Below are 15,045 nucleotides of genomic sequence, written 5' to 3'. Positions count from 1 at the left end.
GCCCGCTAGCGTCGGTGACCACAGTCACATCCGCGATGGGAGCGACCGCACATGAGCAGCGAGACCTTGGCCAACCTCTCCAACGAGGACCGGCGCTTCGACCCCCCGGCCGACCTGGCCGCCGACGCCAACGTCACGGAGGAGGCCTACGCCCGCGCCGACGCCGACCGGGAGGCCTTCTGGGCCGAGGCCGCCGAGCGGCTCGACTGGGGCCAGAAGTGGGACCAGGTCCTCGACTGGACCAACCCGCCGTTCGCCAAGTGGTTCGTCGGCGGCACCCTCAACGCCTCCGTCAACTGCGTGGACCGCCACGTCGCCGCCGGCAACGGCGACAAGGTGGCGATCCACTGGGTCGGCGAGCCCGACGACGACACCCGCGACATCACCTACGCCCACCTCAAGGACGACGTCTCCCGGGCCGCGAACGCGCTGACCGAGCTCGGCGTGAAGAAGGGCGACCGCGTCGCGATCTACATGCCGATGATCCCCGAGGTCGTCGTCGCCATGCTCGCCTGCGCCCGGCTCGGCGCCCCGCACACCGTCGTGTTCGGCGGGTTCTCCGCCGACGCCCTCGCCTCGCGCATCACCGACTGCGAGGCCCACGTCGTCATCACCTCCGACGGTGGTTACCGCCGCGGCGCCGCGTCCGCGCTCAAGCCGGCGGTCGACGAGGCGGTCGGGAAGACCGGCGACCTGGTCCGCAACGTGCTCGTCGTACGCCGCACGGGCCAGGACGTCGAGTGGCACGAGGGTCGCGACGTGTGGTGGCACGACGCCGTCGACGGTGCCTCGGCCGACCACGAGCCGGAGATGCACGACTCCGAGCACCCGCTCTACGTCATGTACACCTCCGGCACCACCGGCAAGCCCAAGGGCATCCTGCACACCACCGGCGGCTACCTCACCGGGACGTCGTACACCCACTGGTCGGTCTTCGACCTCAAGGACGACGACGTCTACTGGTGCACCGCCGACGTCGGCTGGGTGACCGGCCACTCCTACATGGCCTACGGACCGCTGGCCAACGGCGCGACGCAGGTGATGTACGAGGGCACGCCCGAGAAGGGCCGCTGGTGGCAGATCATCCAGGACTACAAGGTCTCGATCTTCTACACCGCCCCCACCGCGATCCGCACCTTCATGAAGCAGGGCCGCGAGATCCCCGACGGCTACGACCTGTCGTCGCTGCGGCTCCTCGGGTCGGTCGGTGAGCCGATCAACCCCGAGGCCTACATGTGGTACCGCGAGGTCATCGGCGGTGACCGCTGCCCGGTCGTCGACACCTGGTGGCAGACCGAGACCGGCCAGATCCTGATCAGTCCCCTGCCCGGCGTCACCGCCGGCAAGCCGGGCTCGGCGATGAAGGCGCTGCCCGGCATCGCCGCCGACGTGGTCGACGACGACGCGAAGCCGGTCGGCAACGGCAACGGCGGCTACCTCGTGCTCAAGGAGCCGTGGCCCGCCATGCTCCGTACGCTCTGGGGTGACGACCAGCGGTTCAAGGACACCTACTGGTCGCGCTGGCCGGGCCTCTACTTCGCCGGCGACGGCGCCAAGCTCGACGACGACGGCGACATCTGGCTGCTCGGCCGGGTCGACGACGTGATGAACGTGTCGGGCCACCGCCTCTCGACGACGGAGATCGAGTCCGCGCTCGTGTCGCACCCCAAGGTCGCCGAGGCGGCCGTGGTCGGTGCCGCCGACGACACCACCGGTCAGGCCGTGTGCGCCTTCGTCATCCTGCGCGACTCCGCCGGCGACGGCGGCGAGGACATCGTCGAGGAGCTGCGCAAGCACGTGGCCAAGGAGATCGGCGCGATCGCGAAGCCGCGCCAGATCATGGTCGTGCCCGAGCTCCCCAAGACCCGCTCCGGCAAGATCATGCGCCGCCTGCTCAAGGACGTGGCCGAGCACCGCGAGGTCGGCGACGTGACCACCCTCGCCGACTCGACGGTCATGGACCTGATCAAGGGCAAGGAGGGGTCGGCCGCCTCCGAGGACTGAGATCCGCCTCCCACCCCAGCGTCATACGGACCCGCACCCATCGGTGCGGGTCCGTATGACGTCCGGGGTCGCCTGCTCGGCCGACGGCCGCTACGTCATACGAAGCGGCACCTATGCGTGGGCATCCGTATGACGCTCCGGCTCGTCGTGCGCGGACGTCCGGTGGCGGGTCGAGGCCAGCAGGAGCACGACGCCGAGCACGGCAGCGATCACCGAGGCCAGCAGGATCGCGATCTTCGCCTCCTCGGTCAGCAGGTCGGAGCCCGGGAAGGACAGCCCGGCGATGAAGATCGAGACGGTGAAGCCGATGCCGGCGACCGCGCCGAGGCCGACGACCATCGGCCACGAGGTGTCCTCGGGCAGCTTCGCGATGCCGAGGCGTACGGCGAGGTAGGAGGTCACGAGGATGCCGACGGGCTTGCCGAGGACCAGGCCGAGCACGATGCCCAGGCCGACCGGCTCGGTGAAGACCTCGCCGATCGCGCCCAGCTCGACGCCGGCGTTGGCGAGCGCGAAGACGGGGAGCACGACGTAGGCCGACACCGGGTGCAGCGTGCTGATGAGCCGCTCGACCACCGACACCGACTCCTTGAGCAGGAAGCGCAGTCGCGCGAGCTCGTCGGGGTTGAGGTGGTGGTCGCGCAGCGCCTTCCCGGCGTAGTCGCGGGCCACCTCCTCCTTGAGCAGCGGCTTGGCGGGCGCGAGGAGGCCGATCGCGACGCCGGCGAGCGTCGCGTGCACGCCCGACTCGAGCAGGGCGAACCACACGCCGATGCCGAGGAGCGCGTAGACGACGGTCGACCAGACCCGCAGCAGCCGCGCCGCCACCATGGCCGCGAGGAGGCCGAGCGCGATCGCCAGCCAGGACAGGGACAGGTCGCTGGTGTAGAAGACCGCGATCACGAGGATCGCGCCGATGTCGTCGACGATCGCGAGGGTCAGCAGGAACAGCCGGGCCGCTGACGGGATCCGGCGCCCGAGGATGCCCAGCACACCGACGGCGAAGGCGATGTCGGTCGCCATCGGGATGCCCCAGCCGTCGCTGCCGGCGCTGCCGGGCGGGTTGAGGGCGAGATAGATGCCGGCCGGGACGACCATCCCGCCGACCGCTGCGACGATCGGCAGGGCCGCGGTCCGCGGGTCGCGGAGGTCGCCGTTGACCAGCTCGTACTTGATCTCCAGACCGACGACGAAGAAGAAGATCACCATCAGCGCGTCGTTGACCCAGTGCTGCAGCGACTCGTCGAGGTGCAGCGGACCGACGTCGAGGGTGAGGTGGGCGTGCCAGAGCGCGTCGTACGACGACGCCCACGGGCTGTTGGCCCAGAGCAGGGCGGTGGCCGCGGCGATCAGCAGCAGGATCGAGCCGGCGGCCTCGACGCGGAGGAACTCGCGCACCGGACGCGCCACCAGGCGGGCCAGCGGCTTGTCACTGGCGCTGTAGACGGGGCCGGCCCGCCACAGGTCGTCGAGGCGGAAGCGTTCGCGGGGCGTGGCCATGAGGAGGGATGGTCCTTCCGGGGGTGGTCGAAGCGTGATCACCGCGGAGAGACTCTCCACGGGCCGACCAGACTTCCCGGCTCACCTGAGACCTCAGTGTAGACAGGCCCGTTGGTAAGGTCGCTGCACCCAGCCCCCGGCGTACAACGAAGGACCTCGCAACATGACCAACGCACCGATCAAGGACGACGATCCGACGCTCGGCAAGCTCGTCATGGACGCGCAGCGCGACATCTCCTCGCTCATCTCCAAGGAGATCCAGCTCGCGAAGAGCGAGATCAAGGTCAGCGTCAAGCACGGCGGGGTCGGCGTCGGCCTCTTCGCCGGCGCGGCCTTCCTCGGCCTGCTGGCGATCATCATGCTGTCGGTGGCGTTCGCCTACTTCCTCCACTGGAACGGCGACGGCCTCGACCTGCACTGGGCCTTCACCGTCGTCTTCTTCGTTTACGTCCTCATCGCCGCCCTGCTGGCCTACATCGGCCTCCGCCAGGTGAAGAAGGTCAAGGCCCCCGAGCGCGCGATCGAGCAGGGCCGGCAGATCCCCCAGGCGCTCAAGGGACGTCCCTGACCCGTCACCGCACGCAGGTGCCGGTGTCGACCGGGGCAGTCGCGGCGACGCCGGCGGCTGCTGACCCGGCCACCTGCTCCGCCGTCAGGGCGTAGCCGGTGTCGGGGTCGCTGACCGAGGCGGCGAACACCATGCCCGCCACGTCACCGGCCGACGTCACGATCGGGCCGCCGGAGTTGCCCGGCCTGATGAGTGCCCGCAGCGAGAAGACCTGGCGGATCACGGTGCCCTCGCCGTAGATGTCGGGCGAGCGCAGCCGCTGCTCGGAGCGGACGCGGCCGGACACCACGTCGTAGGGGCCGTCCTCCGGATAGCCCAGGACCGCGACCGGGTCGCGCGGCTCGACCTCGGTGTCGAAGACGAGCGGGAGGGACCCGGTGTCGGGCAGCGACAGCACGGCGATGTCGAGGGCGGGGTCGTAGAGCACGACCGACGCGGTGACCGAGGAGCCGCCGACCTCCACCTCGGGACGGGTCACCCCGGCGACGACGTGGGCGTTGGTCATCAGCCGGCCCGGGGCGTAGAAGAAGCCCGTGCCCTCGACACCGCCGCCGCAGCCGTTGGTGCCGCGGACCTTGACCACGCTGCCCTCGGTCGCCATCACGTCGGGGTCGGTGAGCATCCTGGGGTCGCCGGGGCGGACCGCGACGATCCGCTCAGGCGCGAACGGCTCGAGGTAGCGCGGGAAGAACGTCGTGCCGACGACGTTGTTGAACGCCTGCAGCACCTTGTCGGAGTCGGTCGGCAGCGTCTGGTCGACCTTGGCCAGGATCGTCGAGTCGCGCACCAGCGGCGTGAAGGCGCCGATGCGGGTGCCGGACACGGCCACACCGAGCGCCCACGCGACGAGCAGCACGGCCACGGCGCTGAGCGCCGATCCGCCGATCGCGTCGACGGCCCGGATCGGCTGCCAGGTGATCCGGTCGCGCAGCCGCGCGCCGACGTACTGGAAGAGCGCCTGGCCGAGCGAGGCGGAGATGATCACGATGAACAGCGCACCCAGCGACACCCACAGGGAGGGAGCGGCGTCGCCCAGCGCGAGCGGCGCGGCCCAGATGCCGGCGAGGCCCCCGAGCAGCAGGCCGGCGGTGGCGCTGGCGCCGGTGATGAAGCCCTGCCAGTAGCCCGAGAGGGCATAGATCCCCACGAGTGCGACGAGGCACCAGTCGAGGACGTTCATCACTGCTGCTCCTCGAGCCTGGTGTTCTGCGGCGTGTTGGGGGCGAGGTCGGTGCCCCGGGGGACACCCTGCAGCATGTGGTCGGGCAGGTCACGCACCCGCGCCCGGTCCCAGTCCTCGGCCCAGCCGAGGTAGCTGAACAGCCGGGCGATGATGCCGGCGGTGAAACCCCACAGGATGACGTCCTTGTCGGGGCCGATCAGGAAGCCCGGGCCGGTCCAGCCGCTGGGGTGGCGGACGTTGATCCGGTGCTCGGGGTCGAGCAGCTCGGCGATCGCGACGTGGTGGATCTCGTGGACCTCGTCGGGGCTGGCGATCCGCACCTCGCCGCGGTCGCGCCAGTAGCCGAGGATCGGCGTCACCGCGAAGTTGCTCGGCGGGAGCCACAGCTCGGGCAGCTCGCCGAAGACCTCGATCTCCGCCGGCTCGAGCCCGATCTCCTCGTACGCCTCGCGCAGCGCCGCCTGCTCCGGGGTCTCCCCCTCGTCGAGCGAGCCCCCGGGGAAGGACACCTGACCGGGGTGGGAGCGCATGTGGTGGTTGCGCTCGGTCAGCAGGAGCTCTCCGCGGTGGGCGAGGTCGTCGGGGGTCGCCGGGTCGGCATCGCGGTCGGCGAAGACCATCAGCACCGCACCGCGCCGCGGGTCGCTGTCCTCGGGCGGCATGAAACGGGTGAGCTCGTGGACGGTGATGGAGGAGGCGGCCTCCACGACCGGCGCCAGCCAGCCCGGCAGCCGGTCGTTCACAGACCGCTCTCCTGATCGATCACAGCGTGATCCCGAGGTGCTCGGCGACCTTGGCCTTGATCTCCGCCACCGAGTCCACGCCGCCGGAGTCCTGCGCGACGACGACACCGTCCTCGTCGACGAACACGAACGCGGGCAGCCCGCGGCGGGCGACCGCGAAGGCGTCCTCGACCATCAGCTCGCCGCCCGGGTCGGCGATCGAGGGATAGGTCGCCCCGGTCTCCTCGGCCAACGCCAGGGCGCCGTCGGGGTGCACGTCGTTGAAGTCGATGCCCAGCACGGGCACCCGGTCGCCGTACTGCTGGTGGAACTCCTCCAGCGCCGGCATCTCCTGCCGGCACGGCTCGCACTGCGCCTGCCAGAGGTTGATCACGACGGGTCCCCGGAGCGAGGACAGGTCGACGTCGGGCCCGCCGCCCAGGCACGGCAGCGTCACCTCGGGCAGGCCGCCCTCGACCGCCTCCCCGCTGCCGGGCCGGCAGTCCTCCATGCCGATGCGCGCCTTGACCTCCCGCAGGGCGGGGGTGTCGACGTCGACGTCGGGAGGGCGTACGTCGATGCTGCTGCCGCTCATCGACGACCACGCGAGGGCGCCCACGGCGACGCATGCGGCGAGCGCCAACGCCAGGAACAGCTTCCTCATGCAGGGCCCTGGGTCGTGACCAGCTTCTCCGCCTCGACGGGGTCGGTCGGGCCGGCGCCGAACGACGGGCACAGGCGGGCGACCGGGCAGGCGCCGCACGCGGGCTTCTTGGCGTGGCAGCGGCGGCGTCCGTGCCAGATGAGGTGGTGCGAGAGCATCGTCCAGTCGCGCTTGGGGAAGAGCGCGCCGACGGCGTGCTCGACCTTGACCGGGTCGGTCTCCTCGGTCCAGCCGAGGCGACGGGCGAGCCGGCCGAAGTGGGTGTCGACGGTGATGCCGGGCTTGTCGAACGCGTTGCCCAGCACGACGTTGGCGGTCTTGCGGCCGACACCGGGCAGCGTCACCAGGTCGTCGAGGCGGTCGGGCACCTGGCCGTCGAAGCGCTCCACGAGCGCCTGGCTGAGCTTGAGCACGGAGTCGGTCTTGGCGCGGAAGAACCCGAGCGGGCCCAGCAGCTGCTCGAGGTGCTCGCGCGGGGCGGCCGCCATCGCCTCCGGCGTCGGGTAGGCCGCGAAGAGCGCGGGGCTGGCGGCGTTGACCCGGCGGTCGGTCGTCTGCGCGGAGACCACCGTGACGACGAGGCACTCGAACGCGTTGGTGAAGTCGAGCTCGGCGCGGGCGTCGGGATAGGTCTCGCCGAGGATCCGGTCGACCTTGCGCGCCCGCCGCACGAGCGACGTGTCGGGCTTGGGGATCACGGCCGGGACGGCCTTGGTGGCCTTCTGGGTCACCTTGCGGGCGGGGGCGGGCACGCGCCCAGCGTACGGTCCGGCTCCGACAGCATCGAAGCCGACGCAAACGCCGCCTCGCCCACGCCGAGTCGCGGTTGTGAGTCACACCACGGCTAGGATCGTCCCGGATCCCGAGCAGCACCCGTCGGGACGCACCCCACTGGGAGGAATGACGTGGACAACGACGTGCTCCGTCAGGCACCGCTGTTCAGCTCGCTCGACGACGAAGCAGCGACGGCACTGGGCGGTTCGATGGCCGAGACCAAGCTGCGTCGCGGCGACGTCCTCTTCCACGAGGGCGACTCGGGCGACAAGCTCTACATCGTCACCGAGGGCAAGGTGAAGCTCGGCCGCTCCTCCTCCGACGGCCGCGAGAACCTCCTCGCCATCATGGGCCCCGGCCAGATGTTCGGCGAGCTCTCCCTCTTCGACCCGGGCCCGCGCTCCGCGACGGTCACCGCCGTCACCGACGCCGCCTTCGGCTCGCTCTCCCACGACGACCTGCTGCGCTGGCTCGACGGCCGCCCGCAGGTCGCGCGCGGCCTGCTCTCCCAGCTCGCCTCGCGGCTGCGCAAGTCCAACGACGTCGTTGCCGACCTCGTCTTCTCCGACGTGCCCGGCCGAGTCGCCAAGGCGCTGCTCGACCTCGCCGACCGCTTCGGCCGCACCGCCGACGACGGCGTCCACGTCCACCACGACCTCACCCAGGAGGAGCTCGCCCAGCTGGTCGGCGCCTCCCGCGAGACGGTCAACAAGGCGCTCGCCGACTTCGCCTCGCGCGGCTGGTTGCGCCTGGAGCCCCGCTCCGTGGTGATCATGGACCTCGAGCGCCTCTCCCGCCGGGCCCGCTGAAACTTCTTCGTCCCGGCTGACCCCCGCCGCGGCGCATCCTTGCGTCGTACGTCGTGAAGGGGGTGCCCGGTGACTGATCGATCGGCGTTCGACGGGTTCGTGCAGGCGCGCGGACCGGCGCTCGCGCGCACCGCCTACCTGCTCACCGGCGACCACCACCTCGCCGAGGACCTGGTGCAGGCGGCGCTCGTGCAGGCAGCGAAGCACTGGGAGCGCATCCACACCTCGCCCGAGGCCTACGTACGCCGTGCGATGTACCACCAGAACATCTCCTGGTGGCGGCGCCGCAAGCTCGCCGAGACCCCGCTGGAGTCGTACGACGCCCCGGTTCCCGCGGCCGACCCGACGCTGCGGCTGACCCTCGAGCAGGCCCTGCGGCGGCTCACCCCGCGCCAGCGCACCGTGCTGGTGCTGCGCTACTTCGAGGACCTCACCGAGGTCCAGACGGCCGCTGCGCTGGGCATCTCCAGCGGCGCGGTCAAGTCCATGTCGCGCCAGGCCCTGCAGCGGTTGCGCGTCCTGGCCCCCGAGCTCGCCGACCTGGTGGGAGCAGACGCATGACCACCGACCTGCGCGAGGAGCTCGACGCCCTCGCCCGCACCCAGACCTTCTCGCCCGACCCGTACGCCTGGGACCGCGGGCGCCGTGCCCGACGTCGTACGCGGGTCGCCGCCGGCGCGGCCGCGGTCGCGGTCGTCGCGGTGGTCGCCGGCGCGGGGGCGCTCGTCCTGCAGCCGGACCGGGAGGCGCGTACGGCGACGAGCGAGGTGGTCGAGGGCGGTGCGATCCCGAGCCGGATCGACGACATCCCGGCTGATCTCGAGCCCACCATCGACCTCGCGGTGGGGCGCGGGGCGGCGGCGTTCATCTCGACCTCGCAGCGGGTCCCGGTGGTGGTCACGGCGGCCGACGGTGTGGCGCACCTGCTCGACCTCCCGGGCTGGGACGAGGACGGCCAGGCGTTGGCCCTCTCGCCGGACGGGCTGAAGCTCGCGTGGCAGCAGACCGGTGACGGTGGTGCCACCATCGGCGTGCTCGAGCTGACGACCGGTCGGCAGCGGAGCGACGAGGTGCACCCCGATGACCTCGCCCTCCGCGAGCTCACCTGGTCGCCCGACTCGCAGTGGCTGGGCTGGTTGGGCGACGCCGACGGTGGCGCCCACGTCGGTCGGCTGCCGGTGCCCGGGGCGGACCTGGGCCTGAGCACGTTCGTCGAGGGCAACGTCTCCTCGCTCGCCATCGGCGACGCCGCGGACGTCGTCCTCGGTGCGAAGGGCGGGCTCCACCGGATCACCGTGGACCAGCCGGAGCTCATCACCCGGACGACCGGCGTGAGCCCCGGCCTCTTCTCCCCCGACGCCCGCTTCGTCGCCCTGCGCTCGGCGCCGTCCGCCGCGTCCTCCACGCTGCGGCTCTCGGACGGCGCCGTCCTCACCCACCCGTTCCCGGACGGCACCTTCGACTCCGGCGCCGTCGTCCCCCTCGGGTGGCTCGACGACCGGCACCAGCTCCTGCAGGTGTGGTCGGCCGCGGACGAGGACGCCGAGCTCGTGGTCACGACGCCGCAGGTCGGACCGACCAGCACGTGGCGCCGATCCGTCGGCTCGATCGACGCCAGCATCGCCGGGCGGGTCAGCCTGGCCGTCGACCTCGTGCCCGACCTGGACGGCACGTCGTCGCAGGAGCTCACCCACGACTTCGACACGGCCGACGAGCCCCCGGCACCGTTCGGCATCGAGCTGTCGCTGTTCATCGGGCTCGGGGTCGCGGCGGCCATCGCCGTCCTGCTCGCACTGCGGTGGCTCTGGCGCCGCTTGCTCGGCTGACGTAGCAGCGCGGCCAGCCCGGGGGGTGGTCCAGTGGACACCGGTCGGAGATCGGCCTCACGCACGACCACTTCCCACTGGACTACCGCAAGCGGGCAGCCACTCGCCACTGGACTACCGGCGGCCGCGGGCCCGTACGACCCGCGAGTCAGGCGCGGGGGTCGCGCCCGGCGAACGCGACCAGCCGGTCGTACGCCGACGCGTCGTCGGGCACCTCGACCGGGGCGCCGAAGACCGGGCCGCGGTTGTCGTCGGTCAGCCCCTGCTGCATGAAGGCAAGCCCCCGCTCGGCGACCTCGTCGTCCAGCGGCAGCGGCCGGCCGAGGGCGCGTACGAGGTCCCAGGTGTGCACCCCGAGCTCGGCGCTCTGCCAGTCGGCCTGGGCGACCCGGTCGTCGGGCTGGCCGTGCCAGTGGTGCAGCAGGTCGTCGGCGTGCGAGCGGAAGTGCGCGGCCAGCTGGGCCGGCTCCACGCCAGTGCCGGCGCTCCAGTCGACCTCCTCCCCGCGGCCGAGCCGCAGGAAGTGCTCGGGAGCGGCAGCCAGGTGGTCGGCGAGCTCGCGCACGGTCCATCCGTCGCACGGCGTCGGCTTGTCCAGGTCGTCGTGGTGGACGGACGCGAGGACGTCACCGGCCTGGTCCAGGGCACGGGACAGGACGACGACGGGCCGGTGCGGACTGGTCATCGAGGTGGTCTCCATGCCACCCACCTCACTCCTCGCGCGGAGCGGACGCAAGGGTCATTGGCCCTGGAGATGGGCGAGCTGCGCGCGTACCGACAGCTCCGCCGCGCCCCACAGCACCGGGTCGACGTCGGCGTAGACGATCTCGACGACGGCACGGGCGGGGTCGTCGAGGTCCGGCAGGGTGGCCAGTGCGGCGCGCACCTGCTCGAGCCGCTGCTCACGGTGGGCGAGGTAGAAGTCGAGGGCGCCGAGCGCGTCGTCGATGACCGGGCCGTGACCGGGCCAGACGCTGGTGATGCCCTGCTCGCCGCAGAGGGCGTGGAGCCGCTGCAACGAGGAGAGGTAGGCCCCGAGCTGGCCGTCCGGGTGCGCGACGACGGTCGTGCCGCGGCCCAGCACGGTGTCGCCGGTCAGCACGGCCCGGTCCTGCGGCACCACGAACGACAGCGAGTCCGACGTGTGACCGGGCGTCGCCACGACGTGCACCTCCAGCCCACCCACCGCGACCACGTCGCCCTCGCCGAGGCCCTCGGAGCCGAGCCGGTACGCCGGGTCCAGGGCGCGTACGCCGCACCCGTGCCGCTCGGCGTACTCGCGCGCCGCCTCGCTGTGGTCGGCGTGGTGGTGGGTCAGCAGCACCACGGAGACGTCGCCGGCGGCCGCGTCGATCGCGTCGAGGTGCGCCTCGATCGACGGCCCCGGGTCGATGACGACCGACCGGGAGGAGTCGGGGTCGCGCAGCACCCACGTGTTGGTGCCGTCGAGGGTCATCACGTCGGCGTTGGGGGCGAGCACGCAGGTGCCGGTGTCGCCGAAGGCGCCGCCCGACCAGCCCTGGCCGGCTGTGGGTGCGGTCATCGAGCCGCCATCAGTGCGGTGTAGTGCGGCGGCGTGGACAGGATGAACTCGTCACCGTCGGAGACCACCTCGGGCATGAACATGTCGACCGCCCGCCCGCCCGCCGCCGCGAGGACGGAGGAGGGGTCGGCGTACTGACCCACCTCGAGGCAGGTCAGCCAGGTCGGGGGCAGCATCAGGATCTGCTCCTGTTCGACCTGCGCGACCGCGTCGAGAGCGCCGGCCCACATCACCGACGACGACTCGCTCGACACGTCGCGGGTCACCTGGCCCTCGGGCAACCGGGCGACGAAGAACCAAGTGCGGTAGCGCCGCGGCTCGAAGACCGGCGTCAGCCAGCCCGACCAGGCGCCGAGCAGGTCGGTGCGCAGCACCAGCGAGCGCTTCTCGAGGAACTCCGTCAGCGACACCTCGCGCGACTCGAGGGCGACCCGGTCGGCCTCCCAGTCGTCGCCCGTCGTGTCGGCCACGACGGAGTCGGCACCGGTCCCGGCGAGCAGCACGCCGGACTCCTCGAAGGTCTCGCGCACGGCGGCGCAGACCAGCGCCCGCGCCTTCGGCTCGTCGCAGCCGAGCCGCGTCGCCCACTCGGCGGGCGAGGGCCCGGCCCACAGGCCACGCTCCTCGAGCTCGTCGTCGAAGTCGCGCGGGTCCACCCCGCCGCCGGGGAAGACGCACATCCCGCCCGCGAAGGCCATCGACGTCTGGCGCCGCAGGAGGTAGACGTCAGGCCCCGCCGGGCCGGGTCGCAGCAGCACGACCGTCGCCGCGTCGCGCGGCTCGGCGGGTGCGGCCTCGCCCGAGGCGTACGACCGCGCCTGGGCGACGAGGGCGTCGGGGAGCGGGAGCCGCTCCACTCAGACCTCGACGACGATCTCGACCTCGACCGGCACGTCGAGCGGGAGCACGGAGACGCCGACGGCGGAGCGGGCGTGCTTGCCGGCGTCGCCGAAGACCTCGCCGAGCAGCTCGGACGCGCCGTTGGCGACCTGGGGCTGACCGGTGAAGTCGGGCGTCGAGGCGACGAAGACGACGACCTTGACCACCCGCTTCACGTCGTCGAGGGAGCCGATCTCGGCCTTGACCGCGGCGAGCGCGTTGAGGGCGCACTGGCGCGCGCACGCGTAGCCCTGCTCGGCGTCGACCTCGCCGCCGAGCTTGCCGACGGCGAGCATCTCGCCGTCGCGGGCGGGCAGCTGGCCGGCGGTGAAGACGAGGTTGCCGGTGCGGGCCGTCGGCTGGTAGGCCGCGACCGGCGGGACGACCTCGGGGACGGTGATGCCGAGCTCGGCGAGCCTGGCCTCGGCCCCCACGTCAGGCCGCCTTCGGCTTCTTGAGGAAGGCGACGAGGCCGCCCTGCGCGTTGGTGTGGATGGCCACCAGCTCCCAGCCGTCCTGGCCGAAGTTGTTGAGCATCAGGGCCTCGTTGTGGAGCGGAATCGGCGCCACCTGGTATTCCCACTGGGTCATGGATCGCACCCTACTCGGGCCCCATCCGACGCGGCGCGGCGTCCTCCCGTGGTCGGACGCCCGACGCCGCTGCGACGTCTAGCCTCTGCACCATGCGCGATCACCGGGACCCGTACCCGTGGCGTCTCGGTCCGTTCGGCCAGCGGTGGCTCGACCGGCTGGTGGTCGCGTTCCTCCTGCTCCTCGCAGCGGGCCACGCCCTCTCGGGCCAGCTCCCCCACGCGGTCTTCACCGTCGTCGAGGTGCTGCCGCTGCTGTGGCGTCGCCGCCACGCGTGGCCGGTCTTCCTCGTCGTCGCGGCGGCATCGGCGGCGCAGGCGGTGGTCGTCGCGGAGCCGACGGTCGGCCAGCTCGCGTTCCCGATCGCGGTCTACTCCGTCGCCCGCTGGTCGCCGCGCTGGCAGGGCGTCACGGCGCTGCTCGTGGGGTACGCCGGTGCGTTGGTCGCCGCAGTCCGCTGGCTGGTCGGCTTCGGGGCCGCCGACCTCACCCCGGGCAACCTCGCGCCCTACACCGTCACGATCGGCGCCATCGTCACCGCCGCGTGGGCGCTCGGCTTCGCGGCGCAGGAGCGGGAGAGGTACGTCGCCTCGCTGGTCGCGCGTGCCGAGCAGGCCGAGCGGATGGCCGAGCGCGAGGTGGAGCTGGCGGCTCGCGACGAGCGGTCGCGGATCGCCCGCGAGATGCACGACGTCGTCGCCCACGGGTTGTCGGTGATCGTCGTCCAGGCCGACGGCGCCAGGTACGCCGCCGCCAAGGACCCGGACGTCGCGGTCGGCACCCTCGAGACGATCTCCGCCGCCGGCCGCGAGGCCCTCACCGAGATGCGGCGGCTGCTGGGCCTGCTCCGCGAGGGCGACACCGGCGTGGCCCCGCAGCCCGGGCTGGACGACGTACGCCACCTCGTCGACGAGGCCCGCGCCGCCGGCATGCGGGTCGCGGCCGACCTCCCCGCGCACCCGCCCGAGGTGCCCGACGGCGTCGCGCTGGCGGCGTACCGGATCGTGCAGGAGGCCCTGACCAACGTGCGCAAGCACGCCGGGCCGGATGCGCGGGTCGACGTGCGTGTCGCCGTGGACCGCGGCGTCGCCGTCGACGTGCGCGACGACGGTCGCGGCGCCGCGGCACCCGCGGACGGCCGCGGCCTCGGGCGTCGGCATGCGCGAGCGCGCGGCCGTGCACGGCGGGGTGCTGGAGGCCGGCCCGGCGCCCGGCGGCGGGTTCGCGGTGTCTGCGAGGCTGCCGCTGTGAGCGACCAGGCCGTGCCGACGCCGATCCGCGTCTTCCTCGTCGACGACCAGCAGATGGTGCGCGCCGGTTTCCGGATGCTCGTCGACAGCCAGGACGACATGGAGGTCGTCGGCGACGCCGGTGACGGCGGCGAGGCCTTGGACCGGCTCGCGGTGACGGCCGCCGACGTGGTGCTGATGGACGTCCGCATGCCCCGCGTCGACGGGGTGGAGGCGACCCGGCGGTTGCTCGAGAGGGACGCGCCGCCGCGGGTGATCGTGCTGACCACCTTCGACCTCGACGAGTACGCCTTCGCCGCGATCCGCGCGGGCGCCTCGGCTTTCCTCCTCAAGGACGCCGCCCCGCCCGACCTGCTCGGCGCGATCCGGGCGGTGATGGCCGGCGACGCGGTCGTCGCGCCCAGCACGACGCGTCGTCTGCTCGACCACTTCGCCGCGCTGCCCGACCCGGCCCGGCCGACGGCGTACGACGACCGGCTCGCGCCGCTCACCGAGCGCGAGACCGAGGTGCTCACCCTCATCGCCCGCGGCCTCACCAACACCGAGATCGCCGCGCACCTCGTCGTCGCCGAGACGACCGTGAAGACCCACGTCGGCCGGGTGCTGGCCAAGACCGGCTCCCGCGACCGCGTCCAGCTCGTCGTCCTCGGCTACGAGACGGGCCTCGTCACGGCCTGACCCCGAGGTCCTACCGGAGTCGTACGCCGACCACGCGAGGTGGGCCCGCCGACG

At 72.6% G+C, this 15,045-nt stretch carries 16 protein-coding genes and 1 pseudogene; 7 read left to right on the top strand and 10 right to left on the bottom strand.

Annotation, left to right across the window (positions count from 1 at the left end):
* The first annotated feature begins 51 nt into the window (after nt 1-51).
* The gene (acs, locus tag ACNKF0_RS01470; RefSeq protein ID WP_416955172.1) at nt 52-2,004 is read left to right on the top strand and encodes an acetate--CoA ligase; all 1,953 of its coding nucleotides are present in this window, start codon (nt 52-54) and stop codon (nt 2,002-2,004) included.
* A gap of 111 nt (nt 2,005-2,115) precedes the next feature.
* Here acs and nhaA read toward each other — a convergent pair whose 3' ends face one another.
* On the bottom strand, nt 2,116-3,504 hold the full coding sequence (gene nhaA / locus ACNKF0_RS01465; protein WP_416955171.1) for a Na+/H+ antiporter NhaA: 1,389 nt from the start codon (nt 3,502-3,504) through the stop codon (nt 2,116-2,118).
* Nucleotides 3,505-3,667: 163 nt separating this feature from the next.
* Here nhaA and ACNKF0_RS01460 point away from each other — a divergent pair, with 163 nt between their 5' ends.
* Nucleotides 3,668-4,072: a phage holin family protein gene (locus ACNKF0_RS01460; protein ID WP_416955170.1), complete on the top strand. Its 405-nt coding sequence runs from the start codon at nt 3,668-3,670 to the stop codon at nt 4,070-4,072.
* 4 nt (nt 4,073-4,076) lie between these two features.
* Here the strand turns inward: ACNKF0_RS01460 and ACNKF0_RS01455 are convergent, their stop codons facing one another.
* Genes ACNKF0_RS01455 through nth form a run of 4 tightly spaced genes read right to left on the bottom strand, consistent with a single transcriptional unit; the run spans nt 4,077 to nt 7,339 of the window.
* Nucleotides 4,077-5,252, bottom strand: a complete 1,176-nt coding sequence (locus ACNKF0_RS01455; protein WP_416955169.1) for a MarP family serine protease — start codon at nt 5,250-5,252, stop codon at nt 4,077-4,079.
* Nucleotides 5,252-5,998, bottom strand: a complete 747-nt coding sequence (locus ACNKF0_RS01450; RefSeq protein WP_416955168.1) for an NUDIX hydrolase — start codon at nt 5,996-5,998, stop codon at nt 5,252-5,254. The genes ACNKF0_RS01455 and ACNKF0_RS01450 overlap by 1 nt, the downstream gene beginning before the upstream one ends.
* A gap of 19 nt (nt 5,999-6,017) precedes the next feature.
* On the bottom strand, nt 6,018-6,641 hold the full coding sequence (locus tag ACNKF0_RS01445) for a TlpA family protein disulfide reductase (protein WP_416955167.1): 624 nt from the start codon (nt 6,639-6,641) through the stop codon (nt 6,018-6,020).
* Nucleotides 6,638-7,339, bottom strand: a complete 702-nt coding sequence (gene nth / locus ACNKF0_RS01440) for an endonuclease III (RefSeq protein ID WP_416958385.1) — start codon at nt 7,337-7,339, stop codon at nt 6,638-6,640. The genes ACNKF0_RS01445 and nth overlap by 4 nt, the downstream gene beginning before the upstream one ends.
* Before the next feature lie 207 nt (nt 7,340-7,546).
* On the opposite strand from nth, the gene ACNKF0_RS01435 reads away from it, so the two are divergent.
* From ACNKF0_RS01435 to ACNKF0_RS01425, 3 genes are all read left to right on the top strand, one after another.
* Nucleotides 7,547-8,224, top strand: a complete 678-nt coding sequence (locus ACNKF0_RS01435) for a Crp/Fnr family transcriptional regulator (protein ID WP_378546742.1) — start codon at nt 7,547-7,549, stop codon at nt 8,222-8,224.
* 69 nt (nt 8,225-8,293) lie between these two features.
* On the top strand, nt 8,294-8,785 hold the full coding sequence (locus ACNKF0_RS01430) for a SigE family RNA polymerase sigma factor (protein WP_416955166.1): 492 nt from the start codon (nt 8,294-8,296) through the stop codon (nt 8,783-8,785).
* Complete coding sequence (locus ACNKF0_RS01425) at nt 8,782-10,050, top strand: hypothetical protein (protein WP_416955165.1); 1,269 nt, start codon at nt 8,782-8,784, stop codon at nt 10,048-10,050. Before ACNKF0_RS01430 ends, ACNKF0_RS01425 begins: the two co-directional genes overlap by 4 nt.
* Nucleotides 10,051-10,198: 148 nt before the next feature.
* Here the strand turns inward: ACNKF0_RS01425 and ACNKF0_RS01420 are convergent, their stop codons facing one another.
* Genes ACNKF0_RS01420 through ACNKF0_RS01400 form a run of 5 tightly spaced genes read right to left on the bottom strand, consistent with a single transcriptional unit; the run spans nt 10,199 to nt 13,063 of the window.
* The gene (locus tag ACNKF0_RS01420; protein WP_416955164.1) at nt 10,199-10,750 is read right to left on the bottom strand and encodes a TIGR03086 family metal-binding protein; all 552 of its coding nucleotides are present in this window, start codon (nt 10,748-10,750) and stop codon (nt 10,199-10,201) included.
* Nucleotides 10,751-10,789: 39 nt separating this feature from the next.
* Nucleotides 10,790-11,593, bottom strand: coding sequence for an MBL fold metallo-hydrolase (locus ACNKF0_RS01415; protein ID WP_416955163.1), 804 nt, complete (start codon nt 11,591-11,593; stop codon nt 10,790-10,792).
* Nucleotides 11,590-12,450: an NUDIX hydrolase gene (locus ACNKF0_RS01410; RefSeq protein WP_416955162.1), complete on the bottom strand. Its 861-nt coding sequence runs from the start codon at nt 12,448-12,450 to the stop codon at nt 11,590-11,592. Before ACNKF0_RS01410 ends, ACNKF0_RS01415 begins: the two co-directional genes overlap by 4 nt.
* A complete protein-coding gene (locus ACNKF0_RS01405; RefSeq protein ID WP_416955161.1) occupies nt 12,451-12,906 on the bottom strand; it encodes a RidA family protein in 456 nt (151 codons plus the stop codon). It lies immediately after the preceding gene.
* 1 nt (nt 12,907) lies between these two features.
* Nucleotides 12,908-13,063 carry a hypothetical protein gene (locus tag ACNKF0_RS01400; RefSeq protein WP_165357049.1) on the bottom strand — a complete coding sequence of 52 codons (156 nt, stop codon included), beginning with the start codon at nt 13,061-13,063 and terminating at the stop codon, nt 12,908-12,910.
* A 92-nt stretch (nt 13,064-13,155) separates the two neighbouring features.
* Between ACNKF0_RS01400 and ACNKF0_RS01395 the strand changes: the two are divergent.
* Both ACNKF0_RS01395 and ACNKF0_RS01390 read left to right on the top strand, forming a co-directional pair.
* Nucleotides 13,156-14,169, top strand: a pseudogene (locus ACNKF0_RS01395) (sensor histidine kinase); the annotation flags it as partial.
* Between the two features lie 156 nt (nt 14,170-14,325).
* Complete coding sequence (locus ACNKF0_RS01390) at nt 14,326-14,991, top strand: response regulator (protein WP_416958383.1); 666 nt, start codon at nt 14,326-14,328, stop codon at nt 14,989-14,991.
* Nucleotides 14,992-15,045: the final 54 nt, after the last annotated feature.

This window comes from Nocardioides sp. T5 (assembly GCF_048161455.1).
GTDB lineage: Bacteria > Actinomycetota > Actinomycetes > Propionibacteriales > Nocardioidaceae > Nocardioides.
Note: the sequence above shows the minus strand (reverse complement) of the source record. Positions and strands in the feature narration are given on the sequence as shown.

Bases quoted from the DNA above. Each gene is read 5' to 3' on its own strand.
- acs (WP_416955172.1), top strand. From the start codon at position 52: ATGAGCAGCGAGACCTTGGCCAACCTCTCCAACGAGGACCGGCGCTTC.
- nhaA (WP_416955171.1), bottom strand. From the start codon at position 3,504: ATGGCCACGCCCCGCGAACGCTTCCGCCTCGACGACCTGTGGCGGGCC.
- ACNKF0_RS01460 (WP_416955170.1), top strand. From the start codon at position 3,668: ATGACCAACGCACCGATCAAGGACGACGATCCGACGCTCGGCAAGCTC.
- ACNKF0_RS01455 (WP_416955169.1), bottom strand. From the start codon at position 5,252: ATGAACGTCCTCGACTGGTGCCTCGTCGCACTCGTGGGGATCTATGCC.
- ACNKF0_RS01445 (WP_416955167.1), bottom strand. From the start codon at position 6,641: ATGAGGAAGCTGTTCCTGGCGTTGGCGCTCGCCGCATGCGTCGCCGTG.
- ACNKF0_RS01425 (WP_416955165.1), top strand. From the start codon at position 8,782: ATGACCACCGACCTGCGCGAGGAGCTCGACGCCCTCGCCCGCACCCAG.
- ACNKF0_RS01420 (WP_416955164.1), bottom strand. From the start codon at position 10,750: ATGGAGACCACCTCGATGACCAGTCCGCACCGGCCCGTCGTCGTCCTG.
- ACNKF0_RS01415 (WP_416955163.1), bottom strand. From the start codon at position 11,593: ATGACCGCACCCACAGCCGGCCAGGGCTGGTCGGGCGGCGCCTTCGGC.
- ACNKF0_RS01400 (WP_165357049.1), bottom strand. From the start codon at position 13,063: ATGACCCAGTGGGAATACCAGGTGGCGCCGATTCCGCTCCACAACGAG.